Origin of the sequence: Streptomyces purpureus (assembly GCF_014648195.1) — a bacterium.
Taxonomy (GTDB): Bacteria; Actinomycetota; Actinomycetes; order Streptomycetales; family Streptomycetaceae; genus Streptomyces; species Streptomyces purpureus.
In genome coordinates, this window is sequence record NZ_BMQQ01000014.1 from 20092 (window position 1) to 38232 (window position 18141).

Below are 18141 nucleotides of genomic sequence, written 5' to 3' on the forward strand. Positions count from 1 at the left end.
AACATCCCCCCGCCGTGACGGGCCCCGCCGCGCGGCGACAACTCGTCGCATCGGTGGCGCAATTGCGCCACCTCCTGTCGATTGTGGCGTACGTCACTGCGGAGGATGGTGTCGCGCCAAGGCAGAGAACCCCACCTCGCAGGTGCAGCGGCTCAAGGCGAACTCGGTCGGTTACGTCGCCATGGCGAAATGGATCACCGCGGCGGGCGCCCTCTACGGCTACATCCGCGAGCTTGCGGAGCGGGAGGTGATCGCCGCCTTGAGCAGACGACGCGTCAGCTCTCCGATGTCGGCTCGATGTTGTGGTTGAGGTGGAAGACGTTGTCGGGGTCGTACTCCGCCTTGACCGCGGCCAGGCGCCGGTAGTTGCCGGCGCCGAAGCCCGCGACGACCCGCTCCCGGCCCTCCTGCCCGATGAAGTTGAGATAGACGTGGCCGGCCGTCCACGGCTGCACGCCCTTGCGTACGTCCCGTACCCACTGCCGGCCGCGTTCGTCGTCCGCCGGGTCCTCCCACACTCCGAAGGGGTGCACGGCCCACGGCGACTGCCGCCAGGGCACCGGGTACTGCCCGCCCGAGCGCGCCACCGCGCCGCCCATCGGGAGCAGCGCGTGCTGACTCGGCGACGGCATCGGCATCGACGTCGCCAGGTCGCAGAACTGCTCGGCGGCCTCGTCGGGGAACAGCTCCAGGTACTCCGCCGACCAGTAGTTCCGCATGCCCGGCGGGTCGTCGAGCATGCACTGGAAGTCGGCGTACGGCAGCTCGGCGACGACCTCGGCCACGTGCGGGATGTCCAGGAGCGGCGCGGCCACCGCCCGGGCCTGCGCCTCGGTGCCGGCGTACGTGACCAGCGCCGCGCACAGCAGCGTGCCGACCAGGTCGGGGGGTACGAAGTCCTCGGGCGGCCCCGTCAGGTAGATCGCCCCGCCGCCCGCCTCGTCCGGCGCGGACTCCATCAGCTCCCGGTAGGTGGTGACCACCTCGAAGCCCGCCTCGGGCGTGAACATCAGCAGCACGAAGGAGAACGAGGGCAGCGGATGCAGCCGCAGCGTCATCGCCGTGGCCACGCCGAAGTTCCCGCCGCCGCCGTGCAGCGCCCAGAACAGCTCGGGGTTCTCGTCCCCGCTGGCGTGGACGGACTCGCCGTCGGCGGTCACCAGGTCCACGGAGACGAGGTTGTCGCAGGCCAGCCCGAACCGCCGCTCCAGCCAGCCGGAACCGCCGCCGAGCGTGAAGCCGCCCACGCCCGTGGTGGAGACCCGCCCGCCGGTGGTCGCCAGACCGTGCGGCTGCGCGGCCCGGTCCAGGTCGCTCATGGTTGCCCCGCCGCCGACCCGTATCGCGCGGACCTCGGTGTCGACGTCCGCGGACCTCATCCGGCGCAGGTCCACCACCAGACCGCTGTCGTTCAGGGACATGCCGGCGACGCTGTGGCCGCCGCCGCGGACGGCGATCTCCAGGTCGTTCTCCCGGCCGAACCGGATCGCCCGCGCCACGTCCTCCTCGGAGGCGCACCCGGCGATCACCGCCGGCCGACGGTCGATCATGCTGTTGAAGATCGCCCGGGCTTCGTCGTACCCGGGATCACCGGGGACGTGGACTTCGCCGGTCAGATCCTCGCGGAGACCGGCGAGCGCCGGGGCCTTCACGCTGGGGGCGGTCATGGTGCCCCCCTTCCCAGGGGCGACAGGACTCTTTTTCAGCGTAGCCCCGGCCCGGCGGCCCCTGCGCGTCGGCGATAGCCCCGGGGTGGCGGCCCCCGGCCCGCAACGGGGTCCTGCGCGTCGGCCGGGTCAGCCTCCGTACGCCCCGCTCGCCGTCAGCCGCAGCGCCGTGTCGATCAGGGGCACGTGGCTGAACGCCTGCGGGAAGTTGCCGACCTGCCGCTGCAGGCGCGCGTCCCACTCCTCCGCCAGCAGACCCAGGTCGTTACGGAGGGCCAGCAGCCGCTCGAAGAGCTTGCGGGCCTCGTCCACCCGGCCGATCATCGCCAGGTCGTCCGCGAGCCAGAACGAACACGCCAGGAACGCGCCCTCGTCGCCCTCCAGGCCGTCGACGCCCGCGTCCTCGCCGGCCGTCGGGTAGCGCAGCACGAAGCCGTCCTCCGTGGACAGCTCCCGCTGGATCGCCTCGATCGTGCCGATGACCCGCTTGTCGTCCGGCGGCAGGAAGCCCATCTGCGGGATCAGCAGCAGCGAGGCGTCCAGCTCCTGCGAGCCGTAGGACTGCGTGAAGGTGTTGCGTTCCGCGTCGTAGCCCTTCTCGCAGACGTCCCGGTGAATCTCGTCGCGCAGCTCGCGCCAGCGCTCCAGCGGCCCGTCCGCGTCCCCGGACTCGATCAGCTTGATGGTGCGGTCGACGGCGACCCACGCCATGACCTTGGAGTGCACGAAGTGCCGACGTGGCCCGCGCACCTCCCAGATGCCCTCGTCCGGCTGGTCCCAGTGCGTCTCCAGGTAGCGGATCAGCTTGAGCTGGAGCAGCGAGGCGTAGTCGTTGCGGGCGAGCCCGGTCATGTGCGCCAGGTGCAGCGCCTCGGTGACCTCGCCGTAGACGTCCAGCTGGAGCTGGTGCGCGGCGCCGTTGCCGATCCGGACCGGCTGGGAGTCCTCGTACCCCGGCAGCCAGTCCAGCTCGGTCTCGCCGAGCTCCCGCTCGCCCGCGATGCCGTACATGATCTGGAGGTTCTCCGGGTCACCGGCGACCGCCCGCAGCAGCCACTCCCGCCAGGCACGCGCCTCCTCGCGGTAGCCCGTGCGCAGCAGCGAGGAGAGGGTGATGGCGGCGTCCCGCAGCCAGGTGTAGCGGTAGTCCCAGTTGCGTACGCCGCCGATCTCCTCCGGCAGCGAGGTGGTGGGCGCGGCGACGATGCCGCCGGTGGGCGCGTAGGTCAGCGCCTTCAGGGTGATCAGGGAGCGGACGACGGCCTCCCGGTAGGGGCCGTGGTACGTGCAGTGCGCGACCCATTCGCGCCAGAAGTCCGCGGTCGCCTCCAGCGAGCCGTGCGGGTCCGGCAGCGGCGGCTGCTCCTTGTGCGAGGGCTGCCAGCTGATCGTGAAGGCGAACCGCTCGCCCGCCGAGACGGTGAAGTCGGAGTACGTGGTGAGGTGCTCGCCGTAGGTGTCGGCGTCGGTGTCCAGCCAGACGGAGTCGGGCCCGGCGACGGCGACCGTACGCGCGTCGACCTTGTGGACCCACGGCACCACCCGGCCGTAGCTGAAGCGCATCCGCAGCGCCGAGCGCATCGGCACGCGCCCGCTCACGCCCTCCACGATCCGTACGAGCTGGGGTGCGCCGTCGCGCGGCGGCATGAAGTCGGTGATCCGGACGGTGCCGCGCGGGGTGTCCCACTCGGATTCCAGGATCAGCGAGTCGCCCACGTAGCGGCGCCGGTCGGCGGGGGGAGGGGTGGTGCCCTCGGGGTACACCGGACCGACGCGCCAGAAGCCGTGGTCCTCGGTGCCGAGGAGCCCGGCGAAGATGGCGTGAGAGTCGAAGCGTGGGAGGCAGAGCCAGTCGACCGACCCGTCCCGGCAGACCAGGGCGGCGGTCTGCATGTCTCCGATGAGTGCGTAATCCTCGATGCGCCCGGCCACGTGCATCTCCAGTCGAACGGCCACGTTCGCCCCGCAGGGCGACTTGCAGGTCAGCGGTCAAGGGGTCCGAGCAGGATACGACGCACCGTAGTGATCCGCGCGACCGTGCCGACCACGCGGCGCGGCCCCACCACCGCGTCGAGCGTGACACAGGGGACAACACCGGGCGAACCCCGGGCGGCCGTCGCGCCACGCGCACGCGCGTGCGCCGCGCGTGGCCGGACGCGGTCGCCCGCCGTCGCTGATACCCTGGTACCCCGTGGACCGGTGGGCCCCTCACATGTGAACGGCACCCCCGAACCGCAGCGACGGCGCCCCCGACATTGGGTGGAGAGCCGGTACGCACATCACTACGCGACCACGGGAGCCCCCTCTTGGCGATGCCGGCACGATCCTTGTCATCCTCGACGACCAAGCACATCTTCGTCACCGGGGGTGTCGCCTCCTCCCTCGGCAAGGGCCTGACCGCCTCCAGCCTGGGTGCGCTGCTCAAGGCCCGGGGCCTGCGCGTCACCATGCAGAAGCTCGACCCGTACCTCAACGTCGACCCGGGCACGATGAACCCCTTCCAGCACGGTGAGGTGTTCGTCACCAACGACGGCGCCGAGACCGACCTGGACATCGGCCACTACGAGCGCTTCCTCGACGTCGACCTCGACGGCTCGGCCAACGTCACCACCGGCCAGGTCTACTCGCAGGTCATCGCCAAGGAGCGGCGCGGCGAGTACCTCGGCGACACCGTCCAGGTCATCCCGCACATCACCAACGAGATCAAGCACCGCATCCGGCGGATGGCGACCGACGACGTCGACGTCGTCATCACCGAGGTCGGCGGCACGGTCGGCGACATCGAGTCGCTGCCGTTCCTGGAGACCGTCCGCCAGGTCCGCCACGAGGTCGGCCGGGACAACGTCTTCGTGGTGCACATCTCGCTGCTGCCGTACATCGGCCCGTCCGGCGAGCTGAAGACCAAGCCGACCCAGCACTCGGTCGCCGCCCTGCGCAACATCGGCATCCAGCCCGACGCGATCGTGCTGCGCGCCGACCGTGACGTGCCCACCGCCATCAAGCGCAAGATCTCGCTGATGTGCGACGTGGACGAGGCCGCGGTCGTCGCCGCCATCGACGCCAAGTCGATCTACGACATCCCGAAGGTCCTGCACACCGAGGGCCTGGACGCCTACGTCGTGCGCAAGCTGGACCTGCCGTTCCGCGACGTCGACTGGACCACCTGGGACGACCTGCTCGACCGGGTCCACAACCCCGAGCACGAGGTCACCGTCGCGCTCGTCGGCAAGTACATCGACCTGCCCGACGCCTACCTGTCGGTGACCGAGGCCATGCGCGCCGGCGGTTTCGCCAACAAGGCCCGCGTCAAGGTCAAGTGGGTCACCTCCGACGACTGCAAGACCCCGGCCGACGCCAAGAAGCAGCTCGGCGACGTCGACGCCATCCTCATCCCCGGCGGCTTCGGCGACCGCGGTGTGAGCGGCAAGGTCGGCGCCATCCAGTACGCCCGTGAGAACAAGGTGCCGCTGCTCGGCCTCTGCCTGGGCCTGCAGTGCATCGTGATCGAGGCGGCGCGGAACCTGGCCGGCATCCCCGAGGCCAACTCCACCGAGTTCGACTCCGCCACCGCGCACCCCGTCGTCTCCACGATGGAGGAGCAGCTCGCCTACGTGGAGGGCGCCGGCGACCTGGGCGGAACGATGCGCCTGGGCCTGTACCCGGCCAAGCTGGCCGAGGGCTCCATCGTCCGCGAGGTCTACGGCGACCAGCCGTACGTCGAGGAGCGCCACCGCCACCGCTACGAGGTGAACAACGCCTACCGCGCGGAGCTGGAGAAGAAGGCGGGCATCGTCTTCTCGGGCACCTCCCCGGACAACAAGCTCGTCGAGTACGTCGAGTACCCGCGCGAGGTCCACCCCTACCTGGTCGCCACCCAGGCCCACCCGGAGCTGCGCTCCCGCCCGACCCGCCCGCACCCGCTCTTCGCCGGCCTGGTCAAGGCCGCCGTCGAGCGCCAGCAGGCCGCCCGCAAGGGCAAGTAGCCCGTAGCGTTACGGTTGACCGGGGTACGGACGCGTTCCGTACCCCGGTTTTCGTATGAGGGAGGACGTGCATGACCATCAAGGACACCCCCGAGGAGTGGCGGGTCACCGAGTCGGCGACGCCGTACCGGGGGAACAAGACGAGTGTCCGCGCGGACGACGTGGTCATGCCGGACGGGAAGGTCGCCCGGCGCGACTACCAGGTCCACCCCGGATCGGTGGCCGTCCTCGCCCTCGACGGCGAGGACCGGGTTCTGGTCCTGCGTCAGTACCGCCACCCCGTACGCCACAAGCTCTGGGAGATCCCGGCCGGGCTGCTCGACGTCCCCGGCGAGAACCCGCTGCACGCCGCCCAGCGCGAGCTGTACGAGGAGGCCCACGTCAAGGCCGAGGACTGGCGGGTGCTGACCGACGTCTACACCACACCCGGCGGCTGCGACGAGGCCGTACGGATCTTCCTCGCCCGCGATCTGTCGGCGGCGGACGGCGACCGCTTCGAGGTCGCCGAGGAGGAGGCCGACATGGAGCTCGCCCGGATCCCGCTGGAGGAGCTGGCCCGGGGGGTCCTCGCGGGTGAACTCCACAACAACTGCCTCGTGGTCGGTGTGCTCTCGCTGCTCACCGCCCGCTCGCTGGAGGGCGGCATGGACGCGCTGCGCCCGGCGGAGGCGCCGTGGCCGGCCCGGCCGTTCGCCTCCTAGCACCTTGCCCGGGGTATGAAGATCCGCTGATCCGATCGGGGGATCCCCCCGCCACGCCCCGGCCTGAACGTCCGTCACCCTGAACTACGCTCGGGATCGCCCGTCCGGAGACCCGGCGGGCTCGGCGGTGCGGCAGGCGGACGGGAGTGTGGCCCCGTGGCGGATCAGGTGGTGGACCGGCCGGTGGCGGGTGCGGGACAGTTCTTCGGGCGGCAGCGCGAGTTGAAGGCCCTTCGGGCCGACATCGAGCGCGCCGGCCTCGACACGCTCTCCGGCCGCAAGGCCCCCCGCGCCCGCGTCCTGCTGATCGCCGGACGGCCAGGATCCGGACGGACCTCGCTCGCCGAGGAGCTCGTCGCCTCCCTCGCCGCGAAGTACCCCGACGGGGTGCTCCGCGCCCGGCTGACCGAACCCGGCGGGACCCCCGTCCCCACCGAACGCACCGCCCGCGAGCTGCTCGACGCCCTGGACATCGCCGGCCCGGCCGGCGCCGACGGCGACGAGCTCGCCGAGATGGTGCGCGAGGCGCTCGCCGTACGCCGCGTGCTGCTGCTCCTCGACGACGCCGTCGACGCCGCACAGGTCGACCCCCTCCTGCCGGAGAACCCCGACTGCCTGGTCGTCGCCGTCGCTCGGGGCCCCCTCACCGGCATCCCCGACGTACGGCCCTGCACACTCGGCGGCCTCGACCCCAAGTCCGCGATCGAACTGCTGCAGAGCCACACCGGCTCCGTACGGATCACCGTCGACCCCCAGGCCGCCGAAACCCTCACCGAGGTCTGCGGCGGCCAGCCCGCCGCCCTGGTCCTGGCCGGAGCCTGGCTCGGCGCCCGGCCCAAGGCGTCCGTCGCCGACCTCTCCAAGCGGCTGCACGCCCAGCCCGGCGAACCGGTCGCCCGGGCCTTCCGCCTCCTCCACGACTCCCTGCCGCAGCCCTCCGCCCGGATCCTGCGGCTGCTCTCGCTCGCCCCGCTCGGCCTCGCAGACGCCCACACCGCCTCGGCGCTGGCCGGCTGCTCGGTCTCCAGCGCCCAGACGACCCTGGACGAATTCGCCGCCCTGGGGATGCTGCGCACCGCGGAGAACGGCGAGTACGAGGTGCCCGGCCACATCGTCCCGCTGCTGCGGCAGCTGGTGGAGGAGGTGGAGCGGCCCGCCGAGGTGCAGCTCGCCCGGGCCCGGATGCTGGAGCGGACCGTACGGCTGCTCCAGTCGTGCCGGGCCGTCACCGAACCCGAAGGGTCCCCCGCCCGGCGCCGGCTCGCCGGACTGCCCCGGGCCCTGCGCTTCACCACTCCACGGTCGGCCGCCGAGTGGCTGCGGGCCCGCCAGCCCGTGCTGCTGGCCTGCGCGCGGCTCGCGGTCGCCGACGGCGAGCTGGACACCCTGGCCCGGCGGCTGGTCGCGGCGCTGGTACGGGCGCTCGCCGCGCACCGGGGCACCGAGGCCGCCGCGCCCGAGCTGTACGGGCTGCACAGCCTGGTGCTCGACGTCGCCGAGCGGCGAGGACTGCACCGCGAGCGGGCCGCTGCCCTGCTGAATCTGGCCGATCTCGACGCCGGGACCGGCCGTACCGAGGACGCCCTCGCCCGCTACCGCGCGGCCCTGGACGCCGGCCGGGCCGCGGGCGACCCGTACGCGATCGGCCGGGCGATGGAATCCGTAGGCGGTTCCTACCAGGAACTGGGGGACTGGCTGCGGGCCGCCGACTGGTACGGCCGGGCCCTCGCCCACCGCCTGGCCCGGGACGAGCGCGCCGACCAGGCGCGGCTGTACGGCCGCCTCGCCGCCGTGAACACCTACGCGGGCCGGTACGGCGAGGCGCTGCGCAACTGGCGTGCGGCCGCTTCCGGCCACCGCCGGCTCGCCGATCTCCCGTCCTACGCGCGGGCGTTGAGCGAGGCGGCCCGGGTCCAGGAGTACGCGGGCCGGCCCGAGGAATGCCTGCGCACCTGCGAGGAGGCGGTGGAGTGGGCGCGCAGGGCCGGGGATGTACGGCTCCAGGCCGCGCTGCAGCTCAGGCTGGCCGACACCCTCGACCGGCTCGGCGACCCGGCCGCCGCCCGGCTGCACCGGGCCGCGGCCGAAAGACTCCTCGGAGGCGAGCCTTCCGCCTGCGAAATCCGTAGTGCTTCCGTCGAAGATTAATGCTTTGCAAGGCTAGACACGGGGAACTCCTTCATTAGACTGGGTGCGCCGCGCTCGATCGCGGTCTGCCCTGGTGCGCCCCATTGCATCCGGGTATGTATCCATCCGGGTATGTATTGCAGTGCACCCCCGTCACCCCCTGATTCAAGGACCGTGATCGACGATGAAGGTCGGAATCCCCCGCGAGGTCAAGAACAACGAGTTCCGGGTGGCCATCACCCCTGCCGGCGTGCACGAGCTCGTCCGCAACGGCCACGAGGTCTTCATCGAGCAGAACGCCGGTGTGGGCTCCTCGATCACGGACGGCGAGTTCGTCTCGGCCGGCGCGCAGATCCTGCCCACCGCCGACGAGGTCTGGGCCACCGCCGACCTGCTGCTCAAGGTCAAGGAGCCCATCGCGGAGGAGTACCACCGCCTCCGCAAGGACCAGACCCTCTTCACCTACCTGCACCTCGCCGCGTCCCGCGAGTGCACGGACGCCCTGCTCGAGTCCGGCACCACCGCCATCGCGTACGAGACCGTCGAGACCGCGAACCGCGCCCTGCCGCTGCTCGCCCCGATGTCCGAGGTCGCGGGCCGGCTGGCCCCGCAGGTCGGCGCCTACCACCTGATGCGCTCGGTCGGCGGCCGCGGCGTCCTCCCCGGCGGCGTGCCCGGCACCCACGCCGGCGAGTGCGTCGTCATCGGCGGCGGCGTCTCCGGCTGGAACGCCACCCAGATCGCCGTCGGCATGGGCTTCCACGTCACCCTGCTCGACCGTGACATCAACAAGCTGCGCGAGGCCGACCGGATCTTCGGCACCAAGGTGAAGACGATCGTCTCCAACGCCTTCGAGCTGGAGAAGGCCGTCGTCGAGGCCGACCTCGTCATCGGCGCCGTCCTCATCCCGGGCGCCAAGGCCCCGAAGCTGGTCACCAACGAGCTCGTCGCCAAGATGAAGCCCGGAAGTGTCCTTGTCGACATCGCGATCGACCAGGGCGGCTGCTTCGAGGACTCCCGTCCCACCACCCACGCCGAGCCGACGTTCACCGTCCACAACTCGGTCTTCTACTGCGTCGCCAACATGCCGGGCGCGGTGCCGAACACCTCCACCTACGCCCTCACCAACGCCACGCTGCCCTACATCGTGTCGCTGGCCAACAACGGCTGGGCCGAGGCGCTGCGCCGCGACGCCGCGCTCGCCAAGGGTCTCAACACCCATGACGGCAAGGTGGTTTACAAGGAGGTCGCCGAGGCGCACGGCCTCGACCACCTCGAGCTGAGCACCCTTCTCGGCTGACCTTCCGACGGGCGGCGTCAATGACCGCCGTCAACGTCACGCATCCGGCCGGACCTTGTCGACCAAGGTCCGGCCGAATGTGTGTCGGGCCACTTTGCGAGCCTCGATCAACTCGCCTCGAACGTAACCCTTTAACCGTTTCGCGCACCCCCGAAACGTGGCGATCCATGGCTGTGCACCCTTGACATCGGGGTGTTCCGTTGCCGACACATCGGGCCGGGTCCGGCGGATTGTGTTGCTGCGGAGCGGTGACACGCCATAGAGTCGCCAACCGTCGGCATGGTGCCACGCTGACGAATCGATAAGTTTCCTGGTCACGTCCAAGGAGGTAAGACGACTTGTGAATGAGTCGACAATTACTCCCGGGGGCGGGCAACCAGGAATGGCTGCGAGGGGCAACGCGACCCACCAGCACCCGACGACAGCCCACACGATGAAGATGATGGACGGCCTACACGTGAACGCCACGGCCGGCAACGAGAGTGGCCGAGAGTCCACCCACTTCGCCGCCTATGACGAGGTGCCCGAGGGGCACTTCTATGACCCTGACGCCGAGTACGAGCCCGACCCCGAGTACGCGGCCACGCTCGCCCCCGACGCCGCCCGGCAGCGCCGTGAGCGGATCGGCCCGACCGGACGGCCGCTGCCGTACTTCCCGATCCCGGGCCCGCTGGCCGAACACGGCCCCGCGAAGATCATCGCGATGTGCAACCAGAAGGGCGGCGTCGGCAAGACGACGTCGACCATCAACCTGGGCGCCGCGCTCGCCGAGTACGGACGCCGGGTCCTGCTCGTCGACTTCGACCCGCAGGGCGCCCTCTCCGTCGGCCTCGGCGTGAACCCGATGGAGCTCGACCTCACCGTCTACAACCTGCTCATGGAGCGGGGCATGTCGGCGGACGAGGTGCTGCTCAAGACGGCCGTGCCCAACATGGACCTGCTGCCGAGCAACATCGACCTCTCGGCCGCCGAGGTTCAGCTGGTCAGCGAGGTCGCGCGCGAGTCCACGCTCCAGCGCGCCCTCAAGCCGCTGCTGAACGACTACGACTACATCGTGATCGACTGTCAGCCCTCGCTCGGCCTGCTGACGGTCAACGCCCTGACGGCGGCTCACAAGGTCATCGTGCCGCTGGAATGCGAGTTCTTCGCGCTGCGCGGCGTCGCCCTGCTGACCGAGACGATCGAGAAGGTCCAGGAGCGGCTCAACCCCGACCTGGAGCTCGACGGCATCCTCGCCACGATGTACGACTCGCGGACCGTGCACAGCCGCGAGGTCCTCGCCCGCGTGGTCGAGGCCTTCGACGATCACGTCTACCACACCGTGATCGGCCGGACCGTGCGCTTCCCGGAGACCACGGTCGCGGGTGAGCCGATCACCACGTACGCCTCGAACTCCGTCGGTGCCGCCGCATACCGCCAGCTCGCCAGGGAGGTGCTCGCCCGGTGTCACGCCGAGTGAGTCTGCCCGGGGCCGACGAGCTGTTCCGTACGACCGGGGGGATGGCGCTGCAGGCCTCGTCCCCCCGGAGATCCGCCAACGGGGAACCACGGGTACCGCCGCCGGCGGCCGAGAGCGACACGGAGGCCGCGGCGGCCTCCCCGGCGGCGCCCGCGACCTCCTCGGCCGCGTCGTCGGCGGAGGAGCACTCCTCCGCCGACGAGGAGGCCGCCGAGCCGCGCACCCGCACCCCGGAGCCCGCCCCCGCCGATCCACCGCGACGAGCCGCACCGGCATCCGGCGAACCGGTTCGCCGCCGGGGCCGCGCGGCCAACCGGCGGCCCAGCGGCCGCGAGCGCCACGACGAGAAGATCACGGTCTACGTCTCCGCCGAGGAGCTCATGGACCTCGAACACGCCCGGCTCGTCCTGCGCGGTGAGCACGGCCTCGCCGTCGACCGCGGCCGGATCGTCCGCGAGGCCGTCGCCGTGGTCCTGGCGGACCTGGAGTCCCGGGGCGACGCGAGCATCCTCGTACGGCGGCTTCGCGGGCGCTGACGGTAGCCTTGCGGGCTGCCGCGCCCCTGCTCCCGTCTGGACCGCCCTTGCCCCCGACCGACGACCCCGCCGCCCGCCCCGTACGCCGCCGTGCCCTGGGGCGGGGGCCGGGGACGGCCGCGCCGCCGGCGGTACCGGTCGAGCCCGAGCCGGTCGAGGTCTCTGAGCCGGTCGAGCCGGGGCCCGCAGAGCCCGAGCCCGCTGAGGCTGAGGCTGCGCCACCCGAGGCGCCTGAGGCTCCTGAATCGGCCGAGGCTCCTGCGGCTCCCGACGCTCCTGAGGCTCCCGACGCGGCCGAGGTACCCGAGGCCGGTGACGGGCGTTTCACCGTGCGGCTCGCCAACTTCGAGGGGCCCTTCGACCTCCTCCTCCAGCTGATCTCCAAGCACAAGCTGGACGTCACCGAGGTCGCCCTCTCCAAGGTCACCGACGAGTTCATGGCCCACATCCGCGCCATGGGCCCCGACTGGGACCTCGACCAGACCACCGAGTTCCTCGTCGTCGCCGCCACCCTGCTCGACCTCAAGGCCGCCCGGCTGCTGCCCGCCGCCGAGGTGGAGGACGAGGCCGACCTCGCCCTCCTGGAGGCGCGCGACCTGCTGTTCGCCCGGCTCCTCCAGTACCGCGCGTACAAACAGATCGCCGCGATCTTCGAGGACCGGTGGGAGGCGGAGGGCCGGCGCCATCCCCGTACCGTCGGCCTGGAACCGCACCACGCCGAGCTGCTCCCCGAGGTCGTCATCAGCATCGGCGCCGAGGGGTTCGCCAAGCTCGCCGTGAAGGCGATGCAGCCCCGGGCCAAGCCCCAGGTGTACGTCGACCACATCCACGCCCCCCTGGTCAGCGTCCAGGAGCAGGCCGCCGTGGTCGTCGCGCTGCTGCGGGAGCGGGGCGCGGTCAGCTTCCGCGAGATCACCGAGGGGGCCGGTGACACCCTCACCGTCGTCGCCCGGTTCCTCGCGCTGCTGGAGCTCTACCGCGAGAAGGCCGTCGCCCTCGACCAGGAGGATGCCCTGGGCGACCTCACCGTCACCTGGACCGGCCACGGCGACGGGGACGTCACCGTGACCGACGAATTCGACCAGCCCGCACCCGCCCAGGAGAAGGTATGACCGCGCTCAAGCCCGCCCTTGAGGCCGTCCTCATGGTCGTCGACGAGCCGGCCACCGAAGATCACCTCGCCAAGGTCCTTGACACCCCCCGCCGGGAGGTCGCGGACGCGCTGCGCGAACTCGCCGACGAGTACACCGCCCAGGGCCGCGGCTTCGAACTGCGGCTGGTGGCCGGCGGCTGGCGTTTCTACACCCGCCCCGAGCACGCAGACGCCGTCGAGCGGTTCGTCCTCGACGGCCAGCAGGCCCGCCTCACCCAGGCGGCCCTGGAGACCCTCGCCGTCGTCGCGTACCGCCAGCCGGTCAGCCGTTCCCGGGTATCCGCGGTCCGCGGGGTGAACTGCGACGGCGTCATGCGCACCCTCCTTCAGCGCGGTCTGGTCGAGGAGGCGGGCGCGGAACCCGAAACAGGTGCGATCCTGTACAGGACGACGAACTACTTCCTGGAGCGGATGGGCCTGCGCGGCCTGGACGAGCTCCCGGAGCTCGCGCCCTTCCTCCCAGAGGCGGACGCGATCGAGGCGGACACGCTGGAAGGGGTCCCGTCGTTCGATCCGGACGCGCCCGATGCGCCGGATCGCGAGGACGCAGACGCAGACGACAAGACGGAATTTTGATGCGAAGCAGCAGCGGCAGGAACAGCGGAAACAACGGCGGGAGCCGTGGTGCCAAGAGCGGCGGCCGCGGCAACTACCGGGGTGCCGGCAACAACCGGGACGACCGGCAGGGCGGCGGCAACCCGCGCCGCCCGCGCCCCGAGGAGCGCACGTACGACGTCGGTGGCCCCTCCGACGGCCCGAAGAAGGGCCGGGGCTCTGCCGCGCGCGGTGGCGCCAAGGGCGGGCCGCGGCAGTCCCCGCAGCGCGGCGGCGGCCGTACGGCCCCGGCCCGTTCGCGGGAGTACGACGCCCGCGCGGAGGAGCGCAACCGGGAGCGGTACGCGGGCAAGCCGGAGATCAAGACCCCCAAGACCTTCGGTGACCAGGAGGGTGAGCGGCTGCAGAAGGTCCTGGCCCGTGCGGGCATGGGCTCGCGGCGCGCCTGCGAGGAGCTGATCGACGCCGGCCGGGTCGAGGTCAACGGCAAGATCGTCATCGAGCAGGGCACCCGGGTCGACCCGGAGAAGGACGAGATCAAGGTGGACGGCCTGACGGTCGCCACCCAGTCGTACCTCTTCTTCGCCCTGAACAAGCCCGCCGGTGTCGTCTCCACCATGGAGGACCCGGACGGCCGCCAGTGCCTCGGTGACTACGTGACCAACCGCGAGACGCGGCTCTTCCACGTCGGCCGGCTGGACACCGAGACCGAGGGCATCATCCTGCTCACCAACCACGGCGAGCTGGCCCACCGCCTCACCCACCCGAAGTACGGCGTGAAGAAGACCTACCTGGCCGCCATCACGGGCCCGCTGCCGCGCGAGGTCGGCAAGCGGCTCAAGGAGGGCATCCAGCTGGAGGACGGCTACGCCCGCGCCGACCACTTCCGGGTCGTCGAGCAGACCGGCAAGAACTACCTGGTCGAGGTGCAGCTGCACGAGGGCCGCAAGCACATCGTGCGCCGCATGCTGGCCGAGGCGGGCTTCCCGGTGGAGAAGCTCGTCCGGACCGCCTTCGGTCCGATCGCGCTGGGCGACCAGAAGTCGGGCTGGCTGCGCCGTCTGACCAACACCGAGGTCGGCATGCTGATGAAGGAAGTCGGCCTGTAGGCCCTCGCCCCGCCCCCTGCGAAAAGCCCGCGGCCACCAGCCGCGGGCTTTTCGGCTTGTCGGACCACGCCCGCTGCTTTATAGTCAGAATGACTTTAAAGAACGCGCTCGGCGGGTGAAGGGGGTACGGACATGACGCGCTACGGACACGGGCTGGTCCCCGGCAGGTTCTGCCCCCCGCACGCGGGCCACCACCACCTCGTCCGCACCGCCGAGGACCGCTGCCGGCGGCTGACCGTGCTCGTACGGGCCCACGCCGACGACCCCCTGCCGCACGGCGACCGGGTCGAGTGGATGCGCGAGATCCACCCTCGCGTCCAGGTCGCCGGCCGTCTCGACGACATCGCCGGGCCTGTCGACGCCGTCTTCGGCGCGGACGCGGGCCCGGGCGCCTACGCCGACGCGCTCGCCCGGCACCTGGGCGCGCAGAGCGTGTGCGTCGACCCCGGCCACACCGTCTTCCCGGTGTCGGCCGCCGCCGTCCGCAAGGACCCCATCGCCTGCTGGGACTACCTGGAGCCGCCCGTACGGGCCGCGCTCGCCCGGCGGGTGGTCGTCCTCGGCGCCGAGTCCTCCGGCGCCACCACGATGGCCAGGGCGCTCGCCGAGCACTACCGGCGGCGTGGCGGCGTCTGGAGCACGACCCGTTACGTGCCCGAATACCGCCCCGCCCCCGGAGCGGGCCTCACCAGCGAGGACTTCCCGCTGATCGCACTGCGCCGCAGCGAACGCGAAGAGGCGGCCGCCCGGACCGGATCGCCCGTCCTCTTCTGCGACGGCGACGCCTTCGCCGCCACCATCTGGCACGAGCGGTACGTGGGCGCCGCCAGCGCCGAGACCGCACGCATCGCCGCCCGCGGCAGGCACCACCTGTGGCTGCTCACCGACCACCGCGACGTGCCGCTCGCCCGTGAGGACACCCTGCGGGCCTGGACCACGGCACGCCTGCGGACCCAGCTCGCCCACACCGGGCGCCGGACCGTCCTGCTGACCGGACCGCACGAGGTGCGGATGGGGACGGCCGTCGCCGCCGTGGACGCCCTGCTCGCCGAGGCCCCGCACCTCACGCCCGTACCGGAGACCCGATGACCGCGCCCGCCGCCGGGCGGCCCGAGGGGTACGACCCTTACGCCTTCGAGCCGTTCGCCGTCACCGTCGACCTCGCCGTCTTCACCGTCCGCGACGAACGGCTCCACGTCCTGCTCGTCGAACGCGGCCAGGAGCCCTTCCGGGGGGCCTGGGCGCTGCCCGGCGGGTTCGTCCTGCCCCAGGAGTCCGCCGAACAGGCCGCGCGGCGCGAACTGGCCGAGGAGACCGGCCTCCTGCCGCGGACCGTGGCCGGCCTCCACCTGGAACAGCTGCGTACGTACAGCGACCCGGACCGCGATCCCAGGATGCGGGTGGTCTCCGTCGCGTACACCGCGCTCGTGCCCGACCTGCCCGAACCGCGCGGCGGCGGCGACGCGGCACGCGCGCGGTGGACGCCCTACGGCACCGACGGGCCGCTCGCCTTCGACCACGAGCGGATCCTCGCCGACGCGCACGAGCGCATCGGCGCCAAGCTCGAATACACCTGTCTCGCCACCGCCTTCTGCCCGCCCGAGTTCACCCTCGGCGAGCTGCGGCAGGTGTACGAGACCGTCTGGGGCGTCGCACTCGACCGCCCCAACTTCCGGCGCAAGGTCCTCACCACGCCCGGCTTCGTCGAAGCCGTGGAAGGACCGCCGCGCCGCACCGGCGGACGGGGGAAACCGGCCGCTCTCTACCGGGCGGGCGCGGCGAGCGCGCTGCACCCGCCACTTCTGCGACCGGAAGGACGTTCCTCGTGATCGCCGCACGGACCATCACCAAGCAGGCCGCGACGGGGGCGCTCGTCGGGCTGGCCCTCGGGGACGCGCTGGGCTTCCCCACCGAGTTCAACGACGTGCCCTCCATCCTCGCCAAGTGCGGGCCCTGGCGGGAGATGAGCCTGCCCGACCCGGCGATCGTCACGGACGACACCCAGATGACGCTCGCCCTCGCGCGCGGCATACGGACCGCCATGGACCGGGGCGTGCTCGCACCGCTGCGGCTGGCCCAGCCCGTGCGGGAGGAGTTCGTCGACTGGTACCACTCGCCGGAGAACAACCGCGCGCCCGGCCGTACGTGCATGGTCGCCTGCGCCGCGCTCGACAGCGACCGGCCCTGGCAGCAGGCCAGCCAGATCGGCTCCAAGGGCTGCGGCGCCAACATGCGGGTCGCGCCGATCGGCCTGGTCCCCGGCCTGAGCGCCGAACAGCGCGCGGGCGCGGCCCAGCTCCAGTCGGCGCTCACCCACGGCCACCCCACCGCACTGGCCGCCTCCGACCTGACCGCCCGGGCCGTCCACCTCCTGGCCCAGGGCGCGGAGCCGCTCGGCCTCGTGGGCCAGCTGCGCTCGTACGCCTACGAGAACCGCTCCCGCTACCACCACACCTGGCTCGGCGACCTGTGGACGTACTCCCATGACGCGAGCCCCACCGCCTTCATCGAACGCGGCTGGGACGAATGCCTGGCCGCCCTGGAGACCCTCGCCTCCGCCTTGCGCACGGCGAGCCCGGAGGTCGACCCGTGTCTCTACACCGGCGACGGCTGGATCGCCGAAGAGGCCCTCACCACCGGACTGCTCTGCTTCCTCCTCTTCCCCGAATCGCCCCTCACCGCCCTGCGCCGCGCGGCCTGCACGAAGGGCGATTCGGACTCCATCGCCTGCCTGACGGGCGCGTTCGCGGGGGCGCACCTGGGTGCGGGCGTGTGGCCGAAGGAATGGGCGGAACGCATCGAGTACCGCAGCGAGCTGCTGACGCTGGGGGCGCTCTGGGACGCCTGACCGGTGCGGGCGCCGGCGCTAGCCCGCCGCCGAGGCGCGGCGGGTGCGCAGGAGGAAGGCCTCGACGCGGGGGCGGTCGGGCTCCGACGGCAGTGGGGTCGTCAGGGCCGCACGGTCGGCCTCCTCGGAGAGGCGGGTCATCCAGGAGTCGACCTCGGGCCAGGAGACCTCGCCGTGCTTGACCGCGAGCAGACGCTCGCGGTCGGGGCCGACGTCCAGGGCCAGGCGGCCCGTGCGCAGCAGGTCGCGGCAGCTCGTCAGCAGGCGCAGCAGGTGCATCGCGTGCTTCCAGCGGGGCGCGCCGTACTGGCGCATGTCCGCGTCGAGCTTCTTGCGCTGCCCGAGCGCGTAGCGGACGAAGGTCTGGTGGACCTGGCGGGAGAGGAACGCCTCCCGCAGGGAGAGCAGTTCACGGCCCGTGTCGTCGATGCGCTCCACGACGGGGGAGTGGAGACACTCCAAGATGTTCGGGTTGGCCCGCAGCGCCAGTTCGCAGAAACGTTCCAGCTCCCAGCTGAACTGCTCCTCCGCAGGCCCGTCCACATGCGTCGGCGGCTTGTCGAAGCGCCAGAAGAGCGGCGTCGGGGCGAGGAACACCCCCCGGCGGTCGGTGTCGCTGCCCTCGGTCGCCAGACCGAAGGCACGCGACCCCATGACACAGGAGTAGATCGTGTGGTCGCGCACCAGCTCTTCCGGAGTCATG

15 protein-coding genes are annotated in these 18141 nt (G+C 71.9%); 12 read left to right on the top strand and 3 right to left on the bottom strand.

Annotated elements, in window-relative coordinates; genetic code table 11:
• Positions 1 to 275 precede the first annotated feature (275 nt).
• Together IEZ01_RS18785 and IEZ01_RS18790 are read right to left on the bottom strand one after the other, a co-directional pair.
• Positions 276 to 1667: an FAD-binding oxidoreductase gene (locus tag IEZ01_RS18785; protein WP_189202689.1), complete on the bottom strand. Its 1392-nt coding sequence runs from the start codon at positions 1665 to 1667 to the stop codon at positions 276 to 278.
• Positions 1668 to 1796: 129 nt separating this feature from the next.
• Complete coding sequence (locus IEZ01_RS18790; RefSeq protein ID WP_028797368.1) at positions 1797 to 3599, bottom strand: glycoside hydrolase family 15 protein; 1803 nt, start codon at positions 3597 to 3599, stop codon at positions 1797 to 1799.
• A gap of 380 nt (positions 3600 to 3979) precedes the next feature.
• Here IEZ01_RS18790 and pyrG point away from each other — a divergent pair, with 380 nt between their 5' ends.
• The 12 genes from pyrG (at position 3980) to IEZ01_RS18850 (ending at position 17438) form a co-directional block, all read left to right on the top strand.
• A complete protein-coding gene (pyrG, locus tag IEZ01_RS18795) occupies positions 3980 to 5650 on the top strand; it encodes a CTP synthase (RefSeq protein WP_028797367.1) in 1671 nt (556 codons plus the stop codon).
• Between the two features lie 71 nt (positions 5651 to 5721).
• Positions 5722 to 6351: an NUDIX domain-containing protein gene (locus IEZ01_RS18800; RefSeq protein WP_189202691.1), complete on the top strand. Its 630-nt coding sequence runs from the start codon at positions 5722 to 5724 to the stop codon at positions 6349 to 6351.
• A gap of 156 nt (positions 6352 to 6507) precedes the next feature.
• Entirely contained in the window at positions 6508 to 8499 is a 1992-nt protein-coding gene (locus tag IEZ01_RS18805) for a tetratricopeptide repeat protein (RefSeq protein ID WP_189202693.1), read from the top strand.
• Between the two features lie 163 nt (positions 8500 to 8662).
• Positions 8663 to 9778, top strand: a complete 1116-nt coding sequence (gene ald / locus IEZ01_RS18810; protein WP_019885169.1) for an alanine dehydrogenase — start codon at positions 8663 to 8665, stop codon at positions 9776 to 9778.
• A 382-nt stretch (positions 9779 to 10160) separates the two neighbouring features.
• Positions 10161 to 11237, top strand: coding sequence for a ParA family protein (locus IEZ01_RS18815; protein WP_106959785.1), 1077 nt, complete (start codon positions 10161 to 10163; stop codon positions 11235 to 11237).
• Positions 11222 to 11773, top strand: a complete 552-nt coding sequence (locus tag IEZ01_RS18820; protein WP_189202695.1) for a hypothetical protein — start codon at positions 11222 to 11224, stop codon at positions 11771 to 11773. Before IEZ01_RS18815 ends, IEZ01_RS18820 begins: the two co-directional genes overlap by 16 nt.
• A gap of 47 nt (positions 11774 to 11820) precedes the next feature.
• Positions 11821 to 12885, top strand: coding sequence for a segregation and condensation protein A (locus IEZ01_RS18825; RefSeq protein ID WP_189202697.1), 1065 nt, complete (start codon positions 11821 to 11823; stop codon positions 12883 to 12885).
• Positions 12882 to 13502: an SMC-Scp complex subunit ScpB gene (gene scpB / locus IEZ01_RS18830; RefSeq protein ID WP_019885165.1), complete on the top strand. Its 621-nt coding sequence runs from the start codon at positions 12882 to 12884 to the stop codon at positions 13500 to 13502. Before IEZ01_RS18825 ends, scpB begins: the two co-directional genes overlap by 4 nt.
• On the top strand, positions 13502 to 14590 hold the full coding sequence (locus IEZ01_RS18835) for a pseudouridine synthase (RefSeq protein ID WP_019885164.1): 1089 nt from the start codon (positions 13502 to 13504) through the stop codon (positions 14588 to 14590). Before scpB ends, IEZ01_RS18835 begins: the two co-directional genes overlap by 1 nt.
• A gap of 132 nt (positions 14591 to 14722) precedes the next feature.
• A complete protein-coding gene (locus IEZ01_RS18840; RefSeq protein WP_019885163.1) occupies positions 14723 to 15679 on the top strand; it encodes an AAA family ATPase in 957 nt (318 codons plus the stop codon).
• A complete protein-coding gene (locus IEZ01_RS18845) occupies positions 15676 to 16419 on the top strand; it encodes an NUDIX hydrolase (RefSeq protein ID WP_019885162.1) in 744 nt (247 codons plus the stop codon). The genes IEZ01_RS18840 and IEZ01_RS18845 overlap by 4 nt, the downstream gene beginning before the upstream one ends.
• Positions 16416 to 17438 carry an ADP-ribosylglycohydrolase family protein gene (locus IEZ01_RS18850; RefSeq protein ID WP_019885161.1) on the top strand — a complete coding sequence of 341 codons (1023 nt, stop codon included), beginning with the start codon at positions 16416 to 16418 and terminating at the stop codon, positions 17436 to 17438. Before IEZ01_RS18845 ends, IEZ01_RS18850 begins: the two co-directional genes overlap by 4 nt.
• An 18-nt stretch (positions 17439 to 17456) precedes the next feature.
• Here IEZ01_RS18850 and IEZ01_RS18855 read toward each other — a convergent pair whose 3' ends face one another.
• Positions 17457 to 18140 (bottom strand): nucleotidyltransferase domain-containing protein, encoded by a 684-nt coding sequence (locus IEZ01_RS18855; protein WP_189202699.1) that lies wholly within the window; start codon positions 18138 to 18140, stop codon positions 17457 to 17459.
• Position 18141 lies beyond the last annotated feature (1 nt).